Origin of the sequence: Methylobacterium platani, from assembly GCF_001653715.1 — a bacterium.
Classification (GTDB): Bacteria; Pseudomonadota; Alphaproteobacteria; order Rhizobiales; family Beijerinckiaceae; genus Methylobacterium; species Methylobacterium platani.
Genome location: NZ_LWHQ01000076.1, coordinates 13,556 through 34,269, shown reverse-complemented (window position 1 = coordinate 34,269; position 20,714 = coordinate 13,556). Strand labels below are relative to the sequence as shown.

The 20,714-nt window shown below is 72.0% G+C and carries 20 protein-coding genes and 1 pseudogene; 9 read left to right on the top strand and 12 right to left on the bottom strand.

What is annotated here, in order from left to right; translation table 11 throughout:
- Positions 1–568 precede the first annotated feature (568 nt).
- The 5 genes from A5481_RS28910 to A5481_RS28890 all read left to right on the top strand — a co-directional run bounded on the left by A5481_RS28910 (position 569) and on the right by A5481_RS28890 (position 7,924).
- On the top strand, positions 569–2,347 hold the full coding sequence (locus A5481_RS28910) for an alkaline phosphatase family protein (RefSeq protein ID WP_048433870.1): 1,779 nt from the start codon (positions 569–571) through the stop codon (positions 2,345–2,347).
- A 305-nt stretch (positions 2,348–2,652) separates the two neighbouring features.
- On the top strand, positions 2,653–2,862 hold the full coding sequence (locus tag A5481_RS28905) for a hypothetical protein (RefSeq protein ID WP_048433849.1): 210 nt from the start codon (positions 2,653–2,655) through the stop codon (positions 2,860–2,862).
- A 294-nt stretch (positions 2,863–3,156) separates the two neighbouring features.
- Positions 3,157–3,453, top strand: a complete 297-nt coding sequence (locus A5481_RS28900) for a hypothetical protein (protein WP_048433848.1) — start codon at positions 3,157–3,159, stop codon at positions 3,451–3,453.
- A gap of 391 nt (positions 3,454–3,844) precedes the next feature.
- A complete protein-coding gene (locus tag A5481_RS28895) occupies positions 3,845–6,190 on the top strand; it encodes a sensor histidine kinase (protein ID WP_048433847.1) in 2,346 nt (781 codons plus the stop codon).
- Positions 6,191–6,202: 12 nt separating this feature from the next.
- Positions 6,203–7,924 carry an ABC transporter substrate-binding protein gene (locus A5481_RS28890; protein ID WP_082173109.1) on the top strand — a complete coding sequence of 574 codons (1,722 nt, stop codon included), beginning with the start codon at positions 6,203–6,205 and terminating at the stop codon, positions 7,922–7,924.
- Here the strand turns inward: A5481_RS28890 and A5481_RS28885 are convergent.
- Positions 7,855–9,330, bottom strand: a complete 1,476-nt coding sequence (locus tag A5481_RS28885; RefSeq protein WP_048433846.1) for a protein adenylyltransferase SelO — start codon at positions 9,328–9,330, stop codon at positions 7,855–7,857. The genes A5481_RS28890 and A5481_RS28885 overlap by 70 nt on opposite strands.
- Before the next feature lie 418 nt (positions 9,331–9,748).
- On the opposite strand from A5481_RS28885, the gene A5481_RS35770 reads away from it, so the two are divergent.
- The 3 genes from A5481_RS35770 (at position 9,749) to A5481_RS28870 (ending at position 11,216) form a co-directional block, all read left to right on the top strand.
- Positions 9,749–10,528 (top strand): cold-shock protein, encoded by a 780-nt coding sequence (locus A5481_RS35770; RefSeq protein ID WP_048433845.1) that lies wholly within the window; start codon positions 9,749–9,751, stop codon positions 10,526–10,528.
- Positions 10,529–10,582: 54 nt separating this feature from the next.
- Entirely contained in the window at positions 10,583–10,864 is a 282-nt protein-coding gene (locus tag A5481_RS35465; protein ID WP_048433844.1) for a hypothetical protein, read from the top strand.
- A 139-nt stretch (positions 10,865–11,003) separates the two neighbouring features.
- Positions 11,004–11,216 carry a hypothetical protein gene (locus tag A5481_RS28870; RefSeq protein WP_048433843.1) on the top strand — a complete coding sequence of 71 codons (213 nt, stop codon included), beginning with the start codon at positions 11,004–11,006 and terminating at the stop codon, positions 11,214–11,216.
- 260 nt (positions 11,217–11,476) lie between these two features.
- Here A5481_RS28870 and ppa read toward each other — a convergent pair whose 3' ends face one another.
- Both ppa and A5481_RS28860 read right to left on the bottom strand, forming a co-directional pair.
- A complete protein-coding gene (ppa, locus tag A5481_RS28865; RefSeq protein ID WP_048428447.1) occupies positions 11,477–12,010 on the bottom strand; it encodes an inorganic diphosphatase in 534 nt (177 codons plus the stop codon).
- Between the two features lie 280 nt (positions 12,011–12,290).
- Positions 12,291–12,797 carry a GNAT family N-acetyltransferase gene (locus A5481_RS28860; protein WP_048433842.1) on the bottom strand — a complete coding sequence of 169 codons (507 nt, stop codon included), beginning with the start codon at positions 12,795–12,797 and terminating at the stop codon, positions 12,291–12,293.
- Between the two features lie 197 nt (positions 12,798–12,994).
- Here A5481_RS28860 and A5481_RS28855 point away from each other — a divergent pair, with 197 nt between their 5' ends.
- Positions 12,995–13,720 carry a fused DSP-PTPase phosphatase/NAD kinase-like protein gene (locus A5481_RS28855; RefSeq protein ID WP_048433841.1) on the top strand — a complete coding sequence of 242 codons (726 nt, stop codon included), beginning with the start codon at positions 12,995–12,997 and terminating at the stop codon, positions 13,718–13,720.
- 202 nt (positions 13,721–13,922) lie between these two features.
- Here the strand turns inward: A5481_RS28855 and A5481_RS28850 are convergent, their stop codons facing one another.
- From A5481_RS28850 to dapA, 9 genes and pseudogenes are all read right to left on the bottom strand, one after another.
- Complete coding sequence (locus tag A5481_RS28850; protein ID WP_048433840.1) at positions 13,923–14,453, bottom strand: hypothetical protein; 531 nt, start codon at positions 14,451–14,453, stop codon at positions 13,923–13,925.
- Between the two features lie 105 nt (positions 14,454–14,558).
- Positions 14,559–15,449: a DMT family transporter gene (locus A5481_RS28845; RefSeq protein WP_048433839.1), complete on the bottom strand. Its 891-nt coding sequence runs from the start codon at positions 15,447–15,449 to the stop codon at positions 14,559–14,561.
- On the bottom strand, positions 15,446–17,233 hold the full coding sequence (locus A5481_RS28840; RefSeq protein ID WP_197514263.1) for an ABC transporter ATP-binding protein: 1,788 nt from the start codon (positions 17,231–17,233) through the stop codon (positions 15,446–15,448). The genes A5481_RS28845 and A5481_RS28840 overlap by 4 nt, the downstream gene beginning before the upstream one ends.
- 96 nt (positions 17,234–17,329) lie before the next feature.
- Positions 17,330–17,512: a hypothetical protein gene (locus A5481_RS28835; protein WP_048433838.1), complete on the bottom strand. Its 183-nt coding sequence runs from the start codon at positions 17,510–17,512 to the stop codon at positions 17,330–17,332.
- Between the two features lie 157 nt (positions 17,513–17,669).
- On the bottom strand, positions 17,670–18,086 hold the full coding sequence (locus tag A5481_RS28830) for a DUF2000 domain-containing protein (RefSeq protein ID WP_245238799.1): 417 nt from the start codon (positions 18,084–18,086) through the stop codon (positions 17,670–17,672).
- 67 nt (positions 18,087–18,153) lie between these two features.
- Positions 18,154–18,705, bottom strand: coding sequence for a helix-turn-helix transcriptional regulator (locus A5481_RS28825; protein WP_197514262.1), 552 nt, complete (start codon positions 18,703–18,705; stop codon positions 18,154–18,156).
- A 37-nt stretch (positions 18,706–18,742) separates the two neighbouring features.
- A pseudogene (locus A5481_RS34835) lies at positions 18,743–18,958 on the bottom strand (AraC family ligand binding domain-containing protein); the annotation flags it as partial.
- A gap of 86 nt (positions 18,959–19,044) precedes the next feature.
- Positions 19,045–19,518, bottom strand: a complete 474-nt coding sequence (smpB, locus tag A5481_RS28820) for an SsrA-binding protein SmpB (RefSeq protein ID WP_048433837.1) — start codon at positions 19,516–19,518, stop codon at positions 19,045–19,047.
- A gap of 70 nt (positions 19,519–19,588) precedes the next feature.
- Complete coding sequence (gene dapA, locus A5481_RS28815) at positions 19,589–20,491, bottom strand: 4-hydroxy-tetrahydrodipicolinate synthase (protein WP_048433836.1); 903 nt, start codon at positions 20,489–20,491, stop codon at positions 19,589–19,591.
- Positions 20,492–20,714: the final 223 nt, after the last annotated feature.

Sequence of the window (20,714 nt, the reverse complement as noted above, 5' to 3'; positions counted from 1 at the left end):
GAGTGATTTGCTTGATCATGGATTGTGGCAGATTCAACACATTTTGATCTATGAACTTACATAACTGTATTTATACACTAACATTGATATCAAGAACTTACATCGAGCGATCATGTGCAGAAAAGAATCGATTCGTGCGCTGACAAAATAGAAACAATTGGCAATGAAGGTGTTGTGAGCCGGCGAAATTATGTAAGATCAAAGGTTTTTTGAGCTTAAATCGCAGGAATGGCACCATATTTTGTTTCCATAAGGTTTCTAATGATCGTATATCAACAAGATAACGTAGGGTAATTGACGTGCCGCGTCCGGTCGGGACCGCCTCCGTATCGGCAGGCGGCGGGATCCCCGGGGTGCTGGCGGTACGGCGGGGTTTCCGCTTCGATCGTGGCGCCGCGAATCGGACCGCGGCCGCGACCGGAGGGACCTCACCTTGCGCACGACATTCGGCGGCCTCGCCGTCGGCCTTCTCGCGGCGGGCCTCGCCGCCCCGATCCCGGCAGCCCTGGCCCAGCCCGCGCCTCCTGCCTCCGGGTCCCCTGCCTCCGGGTCCCCTGCTCCCGGGTCCCTGGCTCCCGGATCGGCGGCTCCCGCGGCCGGCCGGCCGCACAACGTGATCCTGTTCGTGCCCGACGGGATGCGGTCCCGGATGGTGTCGCCGGAGCTCACCCCGGCGATGGCCGCCCTGCGGCGGGCCGGGGTGGATTTCGCCAACAGCCACTCGCTGTTCCCGACCTTCACCACGGCGAACGGCGCCTCGATGGCGACCGGCCATCATCTCGGCGATACCGGCGACTTCTCGAACACGATCTTCACCGGCAAGCCGATCGCCGCGCAGGACGGGACGGTGACGCCCTTCGTCGAGCACGACGCGGTGCTCGGCGACATGGATGCCGCCTTCGACGGCGACTGGCTCAACGAGGAGACGGTGCTGCGCGCCGCCGCCCGGGCCGGCTACTCCACGGCGGCGATCGGCAAGGTCGGGCCGGTGCTCAACTTCGACCACACGAACCGCACCGGCGACCCGACCATCGTGGTCGACGACCAGACCGGCTCGAACGTCGGCATCCCCCTGAGCCAGGAGCTGCGCCGGCGCCTCGAGGCCGCCGGCCTGCCCGTCGCGGCGCCGTCGCGCGGGGAGAACGGCAAGGCCGGCTCCTCGACCGTGCCGGGCACGCTCGCGGCCAATGTCGGGCAGCAGGCCTATTTCGCCGACGTCGCCACCAAGGTGGTGCTGCCGCTGTTCCGCGAGCGCGAGCGGCCGTTCATCCTGGTCTACTGGTCGCGCGACCCGGACGGGGTGCAGCACAACGAGGGCGACAGCCTCGGCCGGCTGGTGCCGGGCATCAACGGGCCGACCTCGCGGGCCGGGATGCGCAACGCCGACGACAACCTCGCGGCCTTGCGCCGGTCGCTCGACGCCCTCGGTCTCGCCGGGACCACCAACATCGTGGTGGCGGCCGATCACGGCTTCTCCACCATCACCAAGGAGAGCGCGACGAGCCCGTCGGCGCGGACGAGCCTGCCCGACGTGCCGGCGGGCCTGCTGCCGCCGGGCTTCCTCGCCCTCGACCTCGCCCGGGCCCTCGACCTGCCGGTCTTCGAGCCCTTCGGCGCGCGTGCCCCCGTGCCGCCCGGCAGTCGGCCGCGCACCGCGAGCGCGCTCCTCGGGCGCGATCCCGCCGATCCCGACGTGGTGGTCGCGGTGAACGGCGGCTCGGACCTCGTCTACCTGCCGAAGGCCGACACCGCCGGCAACGCCGCGCTCCTGCGCCGGATCGTCGACGCCCTCGCGGCCCAGGACTACACCAGCGGCCTGTTCGTCGACGACGCCTACGGGCCGGTCCCCGGCACGCTGCCGCTCTCGGCGGTCAACCTGAAGGGCGATGCCCGCACGCCGACCCCGGCGCTGGTGGTCAACTTCCGCTCGTTCACGACCGGCTGCGACATCCCCGTGACCTGCGTCGCCGAGGTCGCCGACACGGTGCTGCAGCAGGGCCAGGGCATGCACGGCACCTTCAGCCGCGCCGACACCCACAACTTCATGGCGGCGATCGGCCCCGACTTCAAAGCCGGCTTCGTCGATCCCGCGCCGGTCAGCAACGCCGATGTCGGCCGCACCCTGGCGGCGCTCCTGCACCTCGACATCCCCGCCAAGGGCCGGCTCCTCGGGCGGACGATGGGCGAGGCGCTCAAGCACGGCACGGTGCCGGAGACCCGCGCCGGCATCCTGCGCTCGGCCCCGCACGAGAGCGGCCTCGCCACGGTGCTGCGCTACCAGGAGGCCGACGGCCAGCGCTACTTCGACGCCGCCGGCTTCCCGGGACGGACCTTCGGGCTCGACTAAGCAGACTTGCGTTGGCAGGCCAACGCTTCGCCCGCTTGGGTTCTTGTTGTGTCGCAGATTTTTGGCGCCGAACCGGTAACCACGTCGGCGAAATCTGCTTAGCTCGAAGGCTCGTCCCCCGCGGCTCCTCCGACGGCGTGCCCGCAACGGCACGCCGTTTCCCGTTCGCGGATCCGCTCGTCCCGAGGCCTCCCGCCGCGTCTTCCCGCGCGGCAGCCCTTGCCAGCAGCCCTTGCCAGCAGCTTCGAACTATTCTAATTAACAACTGACGGGGCCGGGCGCCGGCCCGCGAAGGGAACACCACCATGGCGATGACCCAGGGCGCGGCCTGCAACAGCTGCCGGTACTTCGACGACCACAAGCTCAACGGCGCCGCCGCCAAGGGCGACGAGGGCCTGTGCCGCTACAACCCGCCGGTGAGCCAGCCCGAGCCGCAGGGCCACGGCCTGTGGCCGGTGGTCGCCGGCCAGGACTGGTGCGGCCACTTCACCGCCGAGCAGACCGCGGCCGAGTGATCGTCGCCGGATGACGTTCGCCGGTCGGGCTTCTGCGGAAGTCCGACCGGTCGCAATCCGACATGCAGGTGAATGTTTCGGCCCCCTCCCGTCATCGGGAGGGGGCTTTTTATTGGCGAACGATCGATTTTGGCGCGATTCGCGCTTTCGAATATTTCGTCGATCGCGGTCGACGAAACACAGGCAGGTTCGATTCGGGGCAATCCGAAGATCGACGCAAAATTGCGGACATGCACCGCGCCTATACCCCTCCCCCACGAGAGCCCGGGAACAACGGGATGCGAGGAGGCGACGATGATTGTGGCGCGGATGATCCTGGTGAGCGCGATGCTGACGGTCGGCATCGTCGAGACGACGAGGACGGCGGTCCCCCGCCTGGCCGGGGAGGCGCCCGCGGCGGCCCCGGCGGCGGTCCCCGCCCCGGTCGCGCCCGGCCCCGCCTGCGCGGCGGCGGTCTGGCCCTACCTGCCCGAGCCCTGCCTGCGCCCCGGCGCTCCCGGGGAGGCGGAGCCGCGCCGGCCGGTGCGGGTGATCGAGGAGCAGCGCCCGGCGGCACCGGTCCGGATCCCCGGCCGGGTGTCGGTGGGCTGACCCGGCGGCCTGCGACGTCGCGACGAGACAGCCATGCCGGATTTCAGCGCCGAGCGCCTCGACGCGCTCCTCGACGGCGATCCCGGGGACCTGGAGGCGCTGCGCGCCGTCCTCGGTGCGCCGTCCCCCGCGGCGGGACCTCCCGCGGGACGATGGGCCGTCCCGTCGGGCGTTCCGGCGCCCTCTCCCCAGGCGGTCCCCCCGGCGGGTCGGGCCGTGGGCGGCCGGGCGGGCCTGCCGGCGCCCTGCCCTCGCGCCGCCGTGCCGCGCCGCCCGGTCCGCCGCTTGGTCCGCCGCCGTCCCGTCCCGGGCTGAGAGGCGCGCCGGAGCCGGTGCTGGCAGACCTTGAGAATTGATGCATAGTCGCACCCCGCGGCGGAGCGGGGCCACGATGCGGGTCGGCCACAAGATCTTCCTCGTCGGCGGTCTGCCGATCGCCATCGCGGCGCTGATCGCGCTCGCGGGCTGGCTGCTGCTCGCCCAGGCCGAGAAGGCCCGCGACGGCGCGGTGCTGGCCGGCGCGATCTACCGCACCCTCGCCCTGTCGACGACGGTGCGCGACGAGTTCCTCGCCGCGCGCCCGGGCGAGCGCACCGACCATGCCGAGCGCTTCGCCCGCCTGACCGCGGAATCCACCGGCTCCCTCGACGATCTGCGCCGCTTCGCCCGCACCCCGGACCAGGCGGCCCGCATCGAGGCGGCCCGGGCGGCGCTCAAGGATTCGATCGACCAGATGCAGGCCCTGGTGCGGATCACCCGGGACAATGACGGGCTGATCGCCGACATGGCCTCCCGCGCCGACGCCCTGGTGAGCCTTGCCGACCAGGCCCGCGACCGGCAGCGCGCCGCCAACACCGACCTCGTCGTCTCCCTCACCGACAAGGCCGCGAACCTGCGCCAGGTCCGCGACGTGATCGGCGCGGTCAACGCGCTGCACGCCCTGGTGGCCCAGGCCGAGATCGAGGCCCTGCGCGGCGGCGACCGCGCGCTGCCGATGGTGCAGGTGCGCAACGCCGCCCGCGACCTCGCGGCGGCGCTCAAGGGCGACCGGCGCGAGGCCGAGGCGCAGGAGGTTCTGATCCTCGCCGCCGCCTACGAGGCCTGGCGCGGGGCCGAGGAGCCGCGCCCGGTCGCCGTCGGCGGGGCGGCCCCGGAGCCCGCGCCGCTTCCCTCGCCGGTCAACGTCCTCGACGAGTGGTGCGACCGCATCATCAAGATCGACGGCTCGGCCCAGCGCGCCCTGCACGACGAGGTCACGCAGCTCCTCTCCTACGCGGTGCAGTCCAATGAGACCGAGCAGGCGACGCAGAACATCGCCATCGAGACGCTCAAGCTCGGCCAGCGCACCGCCGAGGCCCTGCGCCGGCGCGACGTGCCGGCCGCCGCCGCGATGCTGGAGGACGGGCGGCGGCTGTCGGAGACCGCCGCCGCGCTGCCGATCTCGCCGCTGATCCAGGGCGAGATGATCGACGCGATCGACGGCTGGCGCGAGCGCCTCGGCACCACGGTCGAGGGCCTGCGGCGCCAGAACGAGGGCATCGCGGCGATGGACGGCCTCGCCGCGGTGATCGGCGAGACCGCCCGCAGCCTCAACGAGGTCTTCATCGACGACGCCGACCGCTTCGGCACCTTCCTGCTGCGGGTGCTGCTCGTCGGCGCCGGCGCCGGCCTGGTGCTCGGCTCGGCCGTCGGCCTCGCGGCGGCGCGCTCGATCACCGGCCCCTTGCGCCTGCTCCAGCGCGGCATGCTGGCGCTCGCCGCCGATCCGGGCCGGCGCGAGATGGGGCCGGGCGGCGTCGGGGCCGGGGTCGGGCGCCGGCGCGACGAGCTCGGCGACATGGCGCGGGCCACCGCGATGTTCGTCGAGGAGATCGGCCGGCGCGAGCGGGCCCTGCGCCGGGCCAAGGAGGAGGCCGACCGGACGCTCGCCGAGCTGCGCCAGACCCAGTCCGACCTGATCCAGGCCGAGAAGCTCGCCTCGCTCGGCCAGCTCGTCGCCGGGGTGGCGCACGAGATCAACACGCCGCTCGGCATCGCGCTCACCACCGCGACCCTGGTGCGCGACGAGGCGCGCGACTTCGGCGAGGTCGCGAAGGCCGGCCAGCTCTCGCGCTCGCGCCTGACCCACTTCGTCGACCGGATGCAGGAGGGCTCGCACCTCCTCACCGCCAACCTCGCCCGTGCCGCCGACCTCGTCCACAGCTTCAAGCAGGTCGCGGTCGACCGGGTCAGCGACGAGCACCGCCGCTTCCCCTTGCGCGAGTGGCTCGGCGAGCTCCTGCGCAGCCTGGGGCCCCTCCTGCGCCGGGGCGGGCACCGCCTCGACCTCGAGGCGCCGGAGGAGTTCGAGGTCGACACCCATCCCGGGGCGCTGGCCCAGGTCATCACCAACCTGGTGAAGAACGCCGTGGTGCACGCCTTCGCGGACGGGGCGGCCGGCCGGATCGCGGTCGCGGCGATCCGGGACGGGCCGTGGGTGCGGCTGGAGGTGCGCGACGACGGCCGCGGCATCGCGGCGGCGGACCGGGAGCGCATCTTCGACCCGTTCTTCACCACCGCCCGCCATGCCGGCAGCTCGGGGCTCGGCATGCACATCGTCTACAACCTCGTCACCGGCCAGCTCCAGGGCCGCATCGCGGTCGAGAGCGGCCCGGGACGCGGGACCGTGGTGCGGGTCGAGTTCCCCGCCCGCCTCGCCGCGCCGGTCCCGGCGCGGGCGGCCGCGGCGGTGCAGTAGGGAGGCCCGACGATGCGGGATCGTACGACACGCCGCCGGGCCGCGCAGGTCGCGGCCCTGTGCGCCGCCGCCTGGCTCGCCGCCGCGGCCGGATGCCCGCCCGCCGCGGCCAAGACCCTTGTCTTCTGCTCCGAGGGCAATCCCGAATCGCTCAACCCGCAGCTCGTCACCACGACCACCGGGATGGATGCCGCCTGGCCGGTCTTCGACACGCTGGTGGCGTTCGAGCCCGGCACCACCACGATCCGCCCGGGCCTCGCCGAATCCTGGACGGTCTCGCCGGACGGGCGCGACTACACCTTCTCCCTGCGCCAGGGCGTCGCCTTCCACCGCAACGCCCGGTTCCGGCCGACCCGACCGTTCTCGGCCGAGGACGTGGTGTTCTCGTTCGAGCGGCAATGGCGGGCCGATCACCCGTTCCACGACGTCTCCGGCGGCCAGTACGCCTATTTCCGCGATCTCGGCCTGCCCGACCTGATCGAGGCGGTCGAGGCGCTCGACGCCCGCACGGTGCGGATCCGCCTGCGCGAGGCCGACGCCACCTTCCTGGCGGACATCGCCATGGCGCTGGGGGCGGTGCAATCGGCGGAATACGCCGCCGGGCTGCTCGCGGCCGGCGAGCCCGAGCGCCTCGACCGCGAGCCGATCGGCACCGGGCCGTTCAGCTTCGTGACGTTCCAGCCCGACGTCGCCCTGCGCTACCGCGCCTTTCCGGAGCATTGGGGCGGGCGCCCGCCGATCGACAGCCTGGTGTTCTCGATCACCCCCAACGCGGCGGTGCGGCTCGCCAAGGTCCGGGCCGGCGAGTGCCACCTGATGCCGTTCCCCAACCCGGCCGACCTCGCCGCGATCCAGGCCGATCCGGCCCTGACGCTGATGCGCGAGGAGGAACTGAACATCGGCTACCTCGCCCTCAACGTGACGAGGCCGCCCTTCGACGACCTGCGTGTGCGCCGCGCCGTCGCGATGGCGATCGACAAGGAGGCGATCGTGACGGGGGTCTACGGCCCGGGCGGCACGGCGGCCCGCTCGCCCCTGCCGCCGAACCTGTGGGGGCACGACCCGGCGCTCAGTTACCCGCCCCTCGACCGGCCGGAGGCGCAGAGGCTGCTCGCCGAGGCGGGCTTCCCCTCCGGCTTCGAGGCCGAGCTGTGGTACCCGCCGGTGAGCCGGGCCTACAATCCCAACGGCCGGCGCGTCGCCGACATGATCCAGGCCGACCTCGCCCGCATCGGCGTGCGCCTGCGGCTGCGCACCGACGAGTGGGGCGCCTACCGGGCCCGGATGCTGGCCGGCGAGCCGGCGATGGCGCTGTTCGGCTGGACCGCCGACAACGGCGACCCCGACAACTTCCTCGGCGTCCTGCTCGGCTGCGTGCCGGCCCGGACCGGCGGCAGCAACGTCGCCCGCTGGTGCGACCCGGCCTTCGACGCCCTGGTGACCCAGGCCCGCCGGCTCTCCGACCGGGAGGCCCGGGCCGCGCTCTACCGGCGGGCGCAAGAGATCTTCGCCCGCGAGGTGCCGTGGGTGCCGATCGCCCACTCGGCGGTGTTCGTGGCGGCGCGCCGCGAGGTGACGGGCTACCGCATGGACCCCCTCGGCCGGCACCTCTTCCGCAGCGTCGACCTGCTGCGTGAAGGCCCCGAGCCCCGCGCCGCCGCGCCTCAGGGGGCCGATGCGCCTCCCCCCGGCGCCGCACCGGCGCCGGGGGGAGGCGCCGGCCGGGTGCCGTAGGCCTCCGCCATCTCGTCGATCGCCGCGAGCTTGGCGTGATAGGCCGACCAGTCGTCCGCGGCCGCGATCGGCGCCCATAGGGCCTCGACCTCGTCGATCAGCATCGTGCAGGGCGCTTCCTTCGCGAAGTACGGGTGGTCGAGCCGGCCCGCGGGATCGGGCGAGAGGGCGCCCAGCGCCTGGCGCACGCGGGAGAAGCCCTCGCCGGCGTAATGCGCCGCCGCCGGGCTGCGGGCGGCGCGGGCCTCGCTGGCGAGGCCGCCGTACCAGTCGAAGAAGGCCTGCTCGAACGGCGCCCGGCTCGTCTGCAGGAAGGCCCAGAAGGCGCCGACGAGGGCGTGCATCGCTCCCTCGTCGGCCGGCACCGCGAGGCCGAGGCGGCGCATCAGCGCCTGCGCGAAGGCCTCCTGCAGGGCCGGGCCGTAGGCGTCCATGGCGGTGCCGAGCCGCGCCTCGTCGGAGAGCGGCAGCAGGCACTCGGCCAGCCGCGCCAGGTTCCAGCCCAGGGCCTCCGGCTGGCGCCCGAAGGCGTAGAGGCCGTACTCGTCGAAATAGGCGGCGGTGAAGGCCGGGTCGTTGACGGGGGCGAAGCGCCACGGGCCGTAATCGAAGCTCTCGCCGGTCACGTTGATGTTGTCGGTGTTGAGCACCCCGTGGACGAACCCCGCCGCCATCCACTGCGCCCCCATCCGGGCGACGCGGCGGCAGACCTCGGCGAGGAAGGCCGCCGCCCGGTCGGCCGGATCGTCGCGCCACGTCTCCGGGAGGTAGGTGCGGACCGCGTGGTCGAGGAGACGGAGCAGGTTGTCGGTGTCGCCATGCGCGCGGAAGCGCTGGAACGTGCCGATGCGGATGTGGGAATGGCTGAGCCGCACCAGCACCGCGGAGCGGGTCGGCGACGGCTCGTCGCCGCGCATCAACGCCTCGCCGGTCTCGATCAGGCTGAACGACTTCGAGGTCTCGACGCCGAGGGCTTCCAGCATCGTGGTGGCGAGCACCTCGCGCACGCCGCCCTTGAGGGTGAGCCGGCCGTCGGCGGTGCGCGACCAGGGCGTCTGCCCGCTGCCCTTGGTGCCGAGGTCGAGCAGGCGCCCGTCGGCGAGGTCGTGCGCTTGCGCGAACAGGAAGCCGCGGCCGTCGCCGAGATCCGGGTTGTAGCTGCGGAACTGGTGGCCGTGGTAGCGCAGGGCCAGCGGCTCGGGGAAGCTGCCGGGCAGCGGCGCGAAGCGGCCGAAATGCGCGATCCACTCGTCGTCGGACAGGCCGCCGAGGCCGATCCGCTCGGCCCAGGGCCGGTTGCGGTGGCGCAGGATGTGGGCGGGAAAGCGGGCCGGCGCGACGACGTCGTAGAAATCCGGGCCGAGATCGGCGTGGCGGCGCGACGGGCGGAAGGTGGGGGCCGGCATCGGGACCTCGGGCAGGGTGAACGGAACGGAGCGAATCGACGGGCGGGCAACGCGCCGCGGCCCCGGCCGGGTCCTCCGGCGGGTCCGGCCCGGGCCCGAGCGCGAGCCACGTCCTGGGCGAAACCCGCACCCGCTTGCGGCGAAACCGTGCTCATACGCCACACTGGTGCGTGAAGGACACGGGGAAAAGATGCCGAATCGGGCTGTCAATCCGGGTCGCGACGTGAGAAAGTAACCCCTGTCATCGCCACGCTGGGCAGATCCGCCTTGCGGTACGGTCTGAGTTGCGTCAGGAGTGTGGCGGTCATCTTGGTCACCGCAACCGGGAATGGAACGATCTCGAGGCGTCGGCTGTCAGGCACAGAGCGCACCGGGGTACAAGGGTGGTCGGCGGTTTTTACGTTTTGGCGAGCTTCTAATGGGACGTGGTCGTGATTTCAGGGAGCCGCGCCGTCGCGGCTTCGACGAGGGTGGCGGCGAGCCGCGGTGGCCTGATCAGGCTCCGCAGAGCGGCGGCTACGGTGGCGGTGGCTATGGTGGCGGTGGCGGCGGCTACGGTGGTGGCGGCGGCGGTGGTTACGGCGGCGGCGGCTTCGGCGGCGGCGGCGGTGGCTTCGGCGGCGGTGCCTCGCGCGGCGGTGCTGCCCCCTCCGGGCCGGAGCGTGACGCGACGGTCAAGTGGTTCAACAAGGAGAAGGGCTTCGGCTTCGTCGAGCTCGGCGACGGCTCGGGCGACGCCTTCCTCCACATCCGTGCCGTCGAGGCGGCCGGCCACGCCGATCTGATGCCGGGCACTCGCCTGACCGTCCAGACCGCGCAGGGCCAGAAGGGCCCGCAGGTGACCAACATCACCAGCGTGGACACCAGCACGGCCGAGGCTCCGGTCCGTCGCGATCCCCGTCCGCCGCGCACCGGCGGTTTCGGTGGCGGCGGCTTCGGCGACCGTCCCGAGCGCGGTGGCGGCGGTGGCCGCTTCGCCTCCGGCCCGTCGACCGAGATGACCGGTACCGTGAAGTGGTACGATCCCGCCAAGGGCTTCGGCTTCGTCTCGGTGAATGACGGCGGCAAGGACGTCTTCATCCATCGCTCGGCGCTCGCCCGCGCCGGCCTCGAGTCCCTCGCCGAGGGCCAGCCGGTCACCATGGGCGTGGTCGAGGGCATGAAGGGCCGCGAGGCGCAGAGCATCAGCGTGGACTGATCCTCGGTGCATCCCTGCACGGACCAGGCAACGATACGGACGGAGCGGTGGCCCATGGCCACCGCTCCTTTCCGTTTGGGCGTCGCCCTCGCGGGCGGTGCCCTTGCGGCGATCCTCGCCGCCACGCCCGCGGCGGCCGAGGACTTCACCGGCTTCTATGCCGGGGTGAATGCCGGCTACGGCTGGAGCAAGGAGCGGAACGAGGGCGGCGCGAAGCCCGGCACGCCCCTCCCCGCTTCGAACACGCCGTCCGCCGCCGCCGGCCTGCCGCCGAGCGCGGTCCGCGCCGCCGACCGCAACCCGTTCCTGTCCGGCACCAAGGGCAACGGGCGCTGAGGGCGGCGGGCGCCGAGGCGTCGAAACAGCGGGGACAGGCCTAGGGCACCCCGTCGCCGCGGCCAGTGCGGGCGTGCGGAACCGCTGCGCTTGTGGCATGGTGGCGCCCGAACCCAACCGGGCTCGGGACCCCTTCACCATGACCACCGTTCACGACGTCACCCCGGACCAGCTGCGCGGGCTGGAAGCCGCCGGCGAGGCCGCGCTCAACGCCGCGCTCGGCCGCCTCTCGGCCCGCGAGCGCGAAGCCTACTGGGCCTCCGTGCGCCGCGCCTACAACGCGCCCTACAACGATGCCGTGAAGACGCCGCGGGCGGGGGCTGCGGTGGCTGGGACGCGGGTGGTGGTTTGACCGCGCCCGCGACCGGGGGCACGGCCCGCACCGGTTGTGCGCAAGAGTCCTCCCCCCTCTCAAGAGCCCTCCCCCCTCTGGGGAGGGTGGCCTACGGAGTAGGCCGGGAGAGGGGCGGCACGACGCCGATCCAGGGGGCGCCCGTCACCCCGGCCGCGATATGTCCGGAAGCGTGGCTCCCCTCTCCCGACCCCTGCTGACACAGGGGCCACCCTCCCCCGCAGAGGGGGGAGGGTTCGGGCGCAACGCGCCCGTCGTCCCTACTTCGCCTTCTTGGCCCGCTCGATCCCCTCGAGGATCAGCCGCTGCGCCTCGGCCTTGTCGCCCCAGCGCACGATCTTCACCCACTTGCCGGGCTCGAGATCCTTGTAGTGCTCGAAGAAGTGCTGGATCTGGTGGATCGTGATGTCGGGCAGGTCGGTGTAGTTCTCGACCCGGTCGTAGCGCTTGGTGAGGTTGCGCGACGGGACCGCGATGATCTTCTCGTCCTCGCCGGCATTGTCCTCCATCACCAGCACGCCGACCGGCCGCACGCTCATCACGGCGCCGGGCACGATCGCCCGGGTGTTGGCGACGAGCACGTCGCACGGGTCGCCGTCGCCCGACAGCGTGTGGGGAATGAAGCCGTAGTTCCCCGGATAATGCATCGCGGTGTAGAGGAACCGGTCGACGATCAGCGTCCCGGCATCCTTGTCCATCTCGTACTTGATCGGCTCGCCGCCGACCGGAACCTCGATGACGACGTTGACGTCTTCGGGCGGATTCTTGCCGATGGAGATGGCATCGAGGCGCATGAGCAAACTCCCTGCAAGGGCCGATCGCCCCTGAATGGCGCGGTCCTTAGAGGGCCGCGGGCGCCCGCACAAGCGCCCGGACGCAACGGTGGCCGTGACAGTCGAGGACAAGTTCCGCCGCGGTCGGTTCGGGCGCGAAAACCGGCAGTCCCGGGCCCGTTGCTGCGGATGATGCACGATTGAGCAGCTTTCGCGCCCGCGGCGATCATCCGGGAGGCAGGGCAGGTCCCGCAAGGGAAAACCTCGCGCGGGCCGGCCGCCGCCGGACCCGCCCGTGGCGTCACCCGAACAGGTAGGCGACCTTGTGCAGGTCGGCGCCGGCGATGCGGTCGCAGGCCTCGGCGACGACGCGCCCGCCCATCCGCTCGTAGAAGTCCCGCGCCCGGTCGTTCTCGGCGAGCGACCACACCGCGACCCGCCGCACGTCCCGGTCGGCGAGGTCGTTGCGCACCGCCCGGAACAGCCGGGTGCCGTAGCCGAGGCCCTGATAGGTCGGCGCGAGATAGATCTCGTCGATCTCGCCCTCCGCCTTGAGGGCCCGGTCGCGGCAGCGGCCGTAGGAGACGTAGCCGATGACGCTCTCGCCCAGCTCCAGCACCACCAGCGGCCGGTTGCGGCCCAGGGTGGAGCGCCACCAGCGCGGCCCGCGCCGGGCGAGCATCCGGTCGAGGGCGACGCCCGGGATGATGCCCTGATAGGCCTCGCGCCAGGCGGCGTCGAAGATCTCCGACAGCATCCCGGCATCCTGTTCCCGGGCCCGGCGAATGCTGACGACCTGAGTGCTCACGGTCTTCCCCCTCGATTGTTAGCCGACGGATCGCGTCCCTACGATGCGGGGGAGACGTCGCAAGCGCAATGCCAGGCTTGGGGGGCGGCTCATCGGCCGGGGCGTCGTTGCGGCCGGGTCACGCGGCTGCTAGAGCGGCACGCTGCCCGTTCCCCCGAATCGCGCATGTTCCCTTAACGCCAGGCGCCCGCTCCTTCGTGCTCAACCGCTTTCTCCCGCCCGAGACCCGCTACGCCCGCCGCATGGCCCGCATCGCCCGCTGGGAGCAGCCGATCGCCGGCCCGGGCGGGCGCCTGCGCGCCTGGGCCAACATGCTGCTCGTCGATCACGGCGTGTTCCGCCTGGCCTACCTCAACCGCCACCGGATCGGCCGCGGCCTGGTCTGGCGCTCGGCCCAGCCGGGGCCGCACGACCTCGCCTGGTTCCGGCGCCAGGGCGTGCGCACGGTCATCTCGCTGCGCGGCGGGCGCGAGCACGGCTCCTGGCAGCTCCAGCGCGAGGCCTGCGAGCGCGAGGGCCTCGCCCTCGTCGAGTTCGTGCTGCGCTCGCGCGAGGCGCCCGACAAGGCGACGCTGCTGGCGGCCAAGGACTTCTTCGCCGGCCTCGCCTACCCGGCCGTGCTGCACTGCAAGTCCGGCGCCGACCGGGCGGGGCTCGCCGCCGCCCTCTACCTGATCCTGCACGAGGGGCGCCCGGTGCGCGAGGCGGCGCGCCAGCTCTCGGCCCGGTTCGGCCATTTCCGCTTCGCCAAGACCGGCATCCTCGATGCGTTCTTCGAGCGCTACCTCGCCGAGGGCGAGCCGAAGGGCCTCGGCTTCCTCGACTGGGTCGAGCACGTCTACGATCCTGAGGCGCTGACGCGCGACTTCCGCGCCGGCCTGTGGTCGGACCTGGTGGTGGACCGGCTGCTGCGGCGGGAGTGAAACGGCGGACGGACGGGTTGAAATCAGTCATCCGCTTCGCATATCCAGAGTACCGGGGACCGATCGCCTGAGCGGCTTGCCGCAACAGCCCCGGGCCGCCTGTCATGGGTCACCGTGACCGGTCCACGCGCAACGCGAGATATCCAAGTGTCACGGCGAGTGATCACCCCGCGCTCGATGAGAGCCGCGGGGTTTTTCACGGTCAGCGACGAGCTTTCGGCTGGACCCTCTCGCCTCGATACACCTTGGCACAGAGCACGGCGAAGCTGATTTTCGTCGTACCTGCGAGCACCTGTCGACGATCGGCCACGGGATAGGCGCTTTCGATCATCATGAGCAGCTGTGCGGGGTGCTCACGCGGCGCACGGCGCAGGTTGAAGTACACCGGATATTGCTGGCCATTCTCTGTTGTGACGGTCGCAACGTAAACATAGTTCCGGTCAGTCGCCGTGAGGTAGACGGAGCTGCCGGGCAGGGCGTCCACGATTGTCGGCAGGCGCCGCGACAGGTCGTATCTCTCGGCATCGTACGCGCGGCGCTGCCTGTGATCCATGATCAGATCTGCCACGGTGTGGCGGCTGTCATCGAATTTGCAGGTGAAGCAGTGATTCGAAAATCTAACATATACCGTTAAATCGCGCGTTAGCTTCTGTACGTAAAAGCTCAGCGAGCGCGGCTCCAGGTGTGTCAGATCAAGGGCCGAGCCGTCGATCGTGTGATTGAAATAAGCCATCACAAGCCCTGGGCCATTTCGCAGGCATGATGCGGTGGCGTCGGAACCGTCCTTACCCGTTTTCGTGGGAATCGAGGGCCTTTGTCATGTCCGGAGTCGCGCGGCTCAACCCCGCGTCGTCAGCAGCACTCCCGCCCCGATCGCCAGGATCGCCCCGACATGGAGCGGGTCCGGCACCTCGCCGAGGACGGGAATCGCCAGGAGCGTCGCGATCACCGGCACCAGGGCGGTGAAGGCCGGGGTGCGCCGGCCGATCAGCGCGAGGGAGCGGTTGAAGGCGACGAGCGCCACCACGCTCACCAGCACGCCCTGGTAGAGCGCCTGGATCGCGACCTCCGCCGGCGGCGCCTCGAGGATCCGCGACAGGCCCGAGGCGAGGTAGACCGGGATGTAGGTGACGAGCGAGGCGACGCAGATCAGCGCCGTCGCCTCGAGCGCCGCGAGGCGCGAGCGGCGCATCCGCACCGTGCCGGCGGCCCACAGGAACGCGGCGGTGAGGAACAGGGCGTAGCCGAACAGCTCGTCGGCGTCGCGAAAGCCGCCCGCCAGGGTCAGCGCGCCGAGGGCGATCAGCCCGAGGCCGGCGAGCGCCAGGCGGCCCGGACGGTCGCCGAGCACCAATGCGCCGAGGAGCGCGGCGAAGAGCGGCATCGTGCCGGGCGTCAGGGCGGCGCCGTGGCCGGCAGGCGCGTAGCGCAGGGCGACCGAGATCAGGAGCGCGAACGGCGCCCCTTGCGCGACGAACAGGACCGCGCCGTCGCGGAGCGCCGCCCGGCCGAGGCCGCGCAGCCGCAGCAGGAACACCGGCAGCAGCAGCAGCCCGCCGATGCCGAAGCGCAGCGCCACGAGGTCGGCCGGCCCGAGCACGCCCCCCGCCCCCACCGTCCGCCGGGTGATGACGAACCAGCCGCCCCACAGGCCGACCGCGACGAGCGCGAAGGCGACCCCCTCGGCGAGGCGCCGGCCGGTGGGGGCCTCGGGCCCGGTGGGCCTCACGACGCCTGCGCCGCGGACACCGGCTCCCGGTCGTCGGCGAGCTGCAACCGGTGGAGCCGGGCGTAGGTGCCGCCCTGGGCGATCAGGGCGGCGTGGCTGCCGGTCTCGACGATCCGTCCTCCCTCCATCGCGACGATCAGGTCGGCGTCGCGCACCGTCGAGAGGCGGTGGGCGATGACGAGCGTCGTGCGGCCCCGCATCAGCCGGGTCAGGGCCGCCTGGACCAGCTGCTCGGATTCGGCGTCCAGCGCCGAGGTCGCCTCGTCGAGGAGCAGGATCGGCGCGTCGCGCAGGAAGGCGCGGGCGAGCGCGATGCGCTGGCGCTCGCCGCCCGACAGCCGGTTGCCGGCGGGCCCGACCCGGAAGTCGTAGCCCTCCGCCCGCGCGGTGATGAAGTCGTGCGCCGCCGCGGACCTCGCCGCCGCCTCGATCTCGTCCCGGGTCGCGCCCTCGCGGCCGAAGGCGATGTTCTGCGCGATCGTGTCGTCGAACAGCACCACCTCCTGCGACACCACCGCGACGGCGCGGCGGAGCGAGGCGAGCGTCACGTCGCGCACGTCCTGCCCGTCGATCGCGACCCGGCCCTCGGTCACGTCGTAGAGGCGCGGCACCAGGGACAGCAGCGTCGACTTGCCCGACCCCGAGCGGCCGACGAGGGCCGTGGTGCGGCCGGCCGGCACGACGAGGTCGATGCCCTCGAGCGCCGGGGCGTCGTCGCGGTAGCGGAAGCGCACGCCCTCGAACCGGATCTCGCCGCCGGCGACGGCGAGCGCCGGCGCCCCCGGCCTCTCGCGGATCGTCGGCGCCTCGTCCATCAGCGCGAAGGTGCGCGAGAGCGCGGCGAGCGCCTCCTGCAGGATCGCGTTGAGGTTGCCGAGCGCGCGGGCCGGCTGGGCGGCGAGCAGGAGCGCCGCGACGTAGCCGGTGAAGTCGCCCACCGTCTTCTCGCCCGCGAGGATGCGGTGGCCGATGAAGGCGAGCACGCCGGCGACCGCGAGGCCGCCGCCGACTTCGAGCAGCGGGTCGAGCCGGCCGCGGGCATTGGCGGCCTTCATCTTGAGGCGGCGCACCTCGTCGAGGGCGTCGCGGGTGCGGCCCTTGAGGTAGCCCTCGAGGCCGTAGGTCTTGGCGACCCGGACGCCGGCCAAGCTCTCGCTGATCAGGCTCGCGGTGGCGCCGACCTGCTCCTGGGTCGAGGTCGAGACCCGGCGCAGCTTCTTGCCGATCCGGGCGATCGGCCCGGCGATGAACGGCACCGTGACCCCGGCGACGATCGTCAGCCACGGGTCCATCCAGACCATGGCGCAGACGAGCGCGATCAGCATCGCCACGTCGCGCAGGAGCACGGTGGAGATCCGTGTCAGCGCCTCCTTGATGAAGGCGAAGTCGGTGGTGAAGCGCTGGGTCAGGCTCGCCGGGCTCTCGCGGCCGAGCTGGGCCAGGTCCTGCTCGATCATGTGGCTGTAGAGCGCCGCCTGCATGTCGGCCTCGATCCGGGTGACGACCCGGTTGGTCAGCACCGTCTGGCCGAGCAGCGCGAAGCCCCGCACCGCGGTGACGGCGATCACCAGGGCCGGTCCGTAGGCGAGCGCGCCGGCATCCTTGGCGTCGAAGGCGTCGAAGGCGGCCTTGATCAGGGTCGGGTAGAAGCCGGTGGCGGCGCCGATCACCGCGATCAGCACCAGCACGATCGCCAGCGTGCCGGCATGCGGGCGCAGCCAGTCGCGCCACAGCCGGAGGAGCAGCGGCAGCATGTCGCCGGAAAGGAGGGGGCGCCGCGCCATGATGCTCGCTTCGTCCGTCAATCGGGACGTCGCGCTAGCACGCGGGTCGGGGGGCGGCAATTCGGGGCGGCGCGCGCCTGGGCTGCGGCGGCGCGCCTAATGCATCATCGTGAGAGCGGCGTGGATCACGGTCGCGCCGCCGATCGGGGCGATGAACCACAGCAGCACGTTGACGACGATGATCCAGACCAGCATCCGCTCCTGGCGCCCGGTCAGCCGGGGCTGGGGCGGACGCGGCGGCGGCTCCCAGGACGGCCGCCATCCTCCCTCGACGAACATCGGCGCCTCCGCGCTGGCCTTCTATGAAAGCTAGGAGGCCGGGGCGGCAGTGTCAGTGCGGCGTGTTGCTCCTGATGGTGTGCTGCGCGAGATCAGGACGCAGTCGGCCGGGTGACGTGAAGGGCGGCTGCCCCTCTTGATGGGCGGAACGGTACGATTAGCGCACCAGAGCCAGACGGCCGCAGAGCCGATCCACCGCCTTGCGGGGACCCGCGAGGAGAAGCGCCTGGGGCTCGTGCTCGGGCAACGGTCGCGACGCGATCCTGAGCGTGTAATCCTCGTAGCTCCGGGCCTCGAAGGCGGAGCGCATGTAGACGAGGCGCAGCGGCAGCCCCTCCGCGTCCAGGAACAGGCGGGGAAGCTCCGCCGGGGGTGCGCCGAGGATCGGAAGGGCGACGGTGGTGATGCCGGGCAGCGGGATGCCGTCGCCGGTCGGCGTATCGGGGCCGACGAGGTCGGGCAGGCGTCGGCCGAGGGTCATGGCGAGCACGGCCGCGAAGTTGGCCTTCAGGCCGACGGGCAGCGTCTCGGCGAGGATCACGACGGGTTTGAGCGACATGGATATGAGCGACATGGCGGATCTCCGGTCCGCCCGGCTCATCGCCCGCCCGCCGATCCTGCGGATTGAAGGAAATTGACCTTCAGTGCCGGATCAGGGCGCCCGGCGTGACGCCGTAATGCCGGCGAAAGAGGCGGATCATGTGCGCCTGGTCGCTGAAGCCCGCCGCCGATGCCGCCTGCGCGGCCGGCATGCCCCGCAGCAGAAGATCGCGCGCATGCCCGACGCGCCGCTGGATCACGAGCGCATGGGGCGTCAGGCCGGTGCTCCGGCGCACGCTGCGCACGAGATAGGACGGATGGAGGCCGATGCCGGCCGCAAGCTCTCCGAGCGAGAGCGGGCTTCCCTCCTCGACGGCGGCGGCGATCCGCTCCCGCAGCTCCGCGACGGCCCGGCGCTCGGCGCCCGGCGGCCGCAACGCGGCTCCGCCATGCCGCACGAAGGCCGCGCCGAGGACGGCATGCAGGCCTTCCTCGATCGCCAGGCGTCGATCCGGCCCGGCCTCGGCCTGGAGGCAGTCGGTGAGATGGGACAGGAGCCGCGCGAGGTCCCGGCCGCGATCCTCCGGCGCGACCTCCGCGAAGCCGGACAGGCGGGGCAGGTCCAGAAGCGCGAACCGCGTCCTCGCCGGCATAGACCATGTCGTAGCGGAGCGCCCCCGAGGCCGCGTGCCCGGTATGCGCCTCGTCCGGGTTCATCAGGGACAACGATCCCTCCGGCAACAGCACGTCGGCGCCCCGGAACCGGTAGCCGCCCACCCCGGCCGCGATCGCCCCGATGGCGAAGCCCTCGTGGGAATGACGGCCGAAACTGAGCGACCGGATGTCGGCCTCGAAGACCTCGACACCGTGCAGCCAGCTCAGATGGTGGTGACGCCCCCGTCCCATTCCCACCCTCTGCGACCGGCGGAGCGCGGATCACCCGCAGCATCCGGCCCGTCCCGGCACGGTCGAGCCGGTCGGGTCTGGCGCCCTCAGCCCTTGGCGCGCATCAGCCGCGCCTTGTCGCGCTGCCAGTCGCGCTCCTTGGCGGTCTCTCGCTTGTCGTGGAGCTTCTTGCCGCGGCCCAGGCCCAGCTCGACCTTCGCCCGGCCGCGCTCGTTGAAGTAGATCTTGAGCGGGACCACCGTGTAGCCCTCGCGCTGGGTCGCGCCGATGAACTTGTCGATCTGGCGCCGGTGCAGCAGCAGGCGGCGCGGCCGCTTGGTGTCGTGGTTGAAGCGGTTCGCCTCGAGGTATTCGGGGATGTAGGCGTTGAACAGCAGCAGGTCGTTGCCGGAGGGGCCGGCGAAGGCCTCGCCGATCGTCGCCTTGCCGCCGCGCAGCGACTTCACCTCGGTGCCCGTGAGCGCGATGCCCGCCTCGACCGTGTCGGTGATCTCGTAGTTGAAGCGGGCCTTCCGGTTGTCGGCGACGACGCGGTTCTTCGGCTCGGGTTTCTTGGCCATCGGGCGGCGGAGGTCCTCGGAAGGCGGGCGGCGGGAGCCCTCGGGGCTCCCGTCGTATATAGGTCCGGCGTCAGCCGTTGGTGAGGCCGGCGTGGCGCAGCGCCCCGTCGACGAGGGCCCGCGTGCCCTCCCCCACCGGCACCATCGGCAGGCGCACCTCCTCGCCCATCAGGCCGAGGCGGGCCAGCGCGTACTTCGTCGGCGACGGGTTGGTCTCGGCGAAGAGGTGGGTGTGGAGCGGCATCAGCCGGTCCTGAAGGCCGAGCGCGGTGCGGAAGTCGCCGGCGAGGCAGGCCTCCTGGAAGTCGGCGCAGAGCCGCGGCGCGACGTTCGAGGACACCGAGATCGTGCCGTGGCCGCCATGGGCCATGAACCCGAGCGCCGTCGCATCCTCGCCGGACAGCTGGACGAAGTCCTCGCCCATGGCCTGGCGCTGCAGGCTGACCCGGGCCACGTTGGCGGTGGCGTCCTTCACCCCGGCGATGTTCCGCAGCTCGTAGAGCCGCGCCATGGTGTCGACGCTCATGTCGATCACCGAGCGGCCGGGAATGTTGTAGATCAGGATCGGAATGCCGACGGCATCGTTCACCGCCTTGAAGTGCCGGTACAGCCCTTCCTGGGTCGGCTTGTTGTAGTAGGGCGTGACGATGAGCAGCGCGTCCGCCCCGGCCTTCTCGGCATGGACGGCGCGCTCGATCGCCTCCGCGGTGGAGTTCGAGCCGGCGCCGGCCACCACCGGCACCTTGCCGGCGGCCTCGTCGATGCAGGCCTCGACCACCCGGTCGTGCTCGGCGTGGCTGAGGGTCGGGCTCTCGCCGGTGGTGCCGGTCGGCACCAGGCCGTGGGTCCCGTTCTCGAGCTGCCAGGCCACGAAGGCCCGGAAGGCGTGCTCGTCGAAGGCGCCGTCGCGGAACGGCGTCACCAGGGCGGTGAGCGAGCCCCTCAGGCGCTGCGAGATTGGCGTCGACGTCATGCTGGCGTTCCTCGCCCGGGCGGGCGGCGCCCCCGGGATGTGTCTGGTTGGGAGGCCGGTCCGCATGAGATCGGGCACGGGATCACGACGGTGACCGACTCGGAGGGACCAGCTCGGCCGTCCGGCGTCCGACACATAGGCGCTCGGCGGGCCGCGCGCAAACGCTCCGGCACTCGTCCGCGTTCCGGGGCGATCGGTCTCCAGGGTTAATCGCTTCTTAACG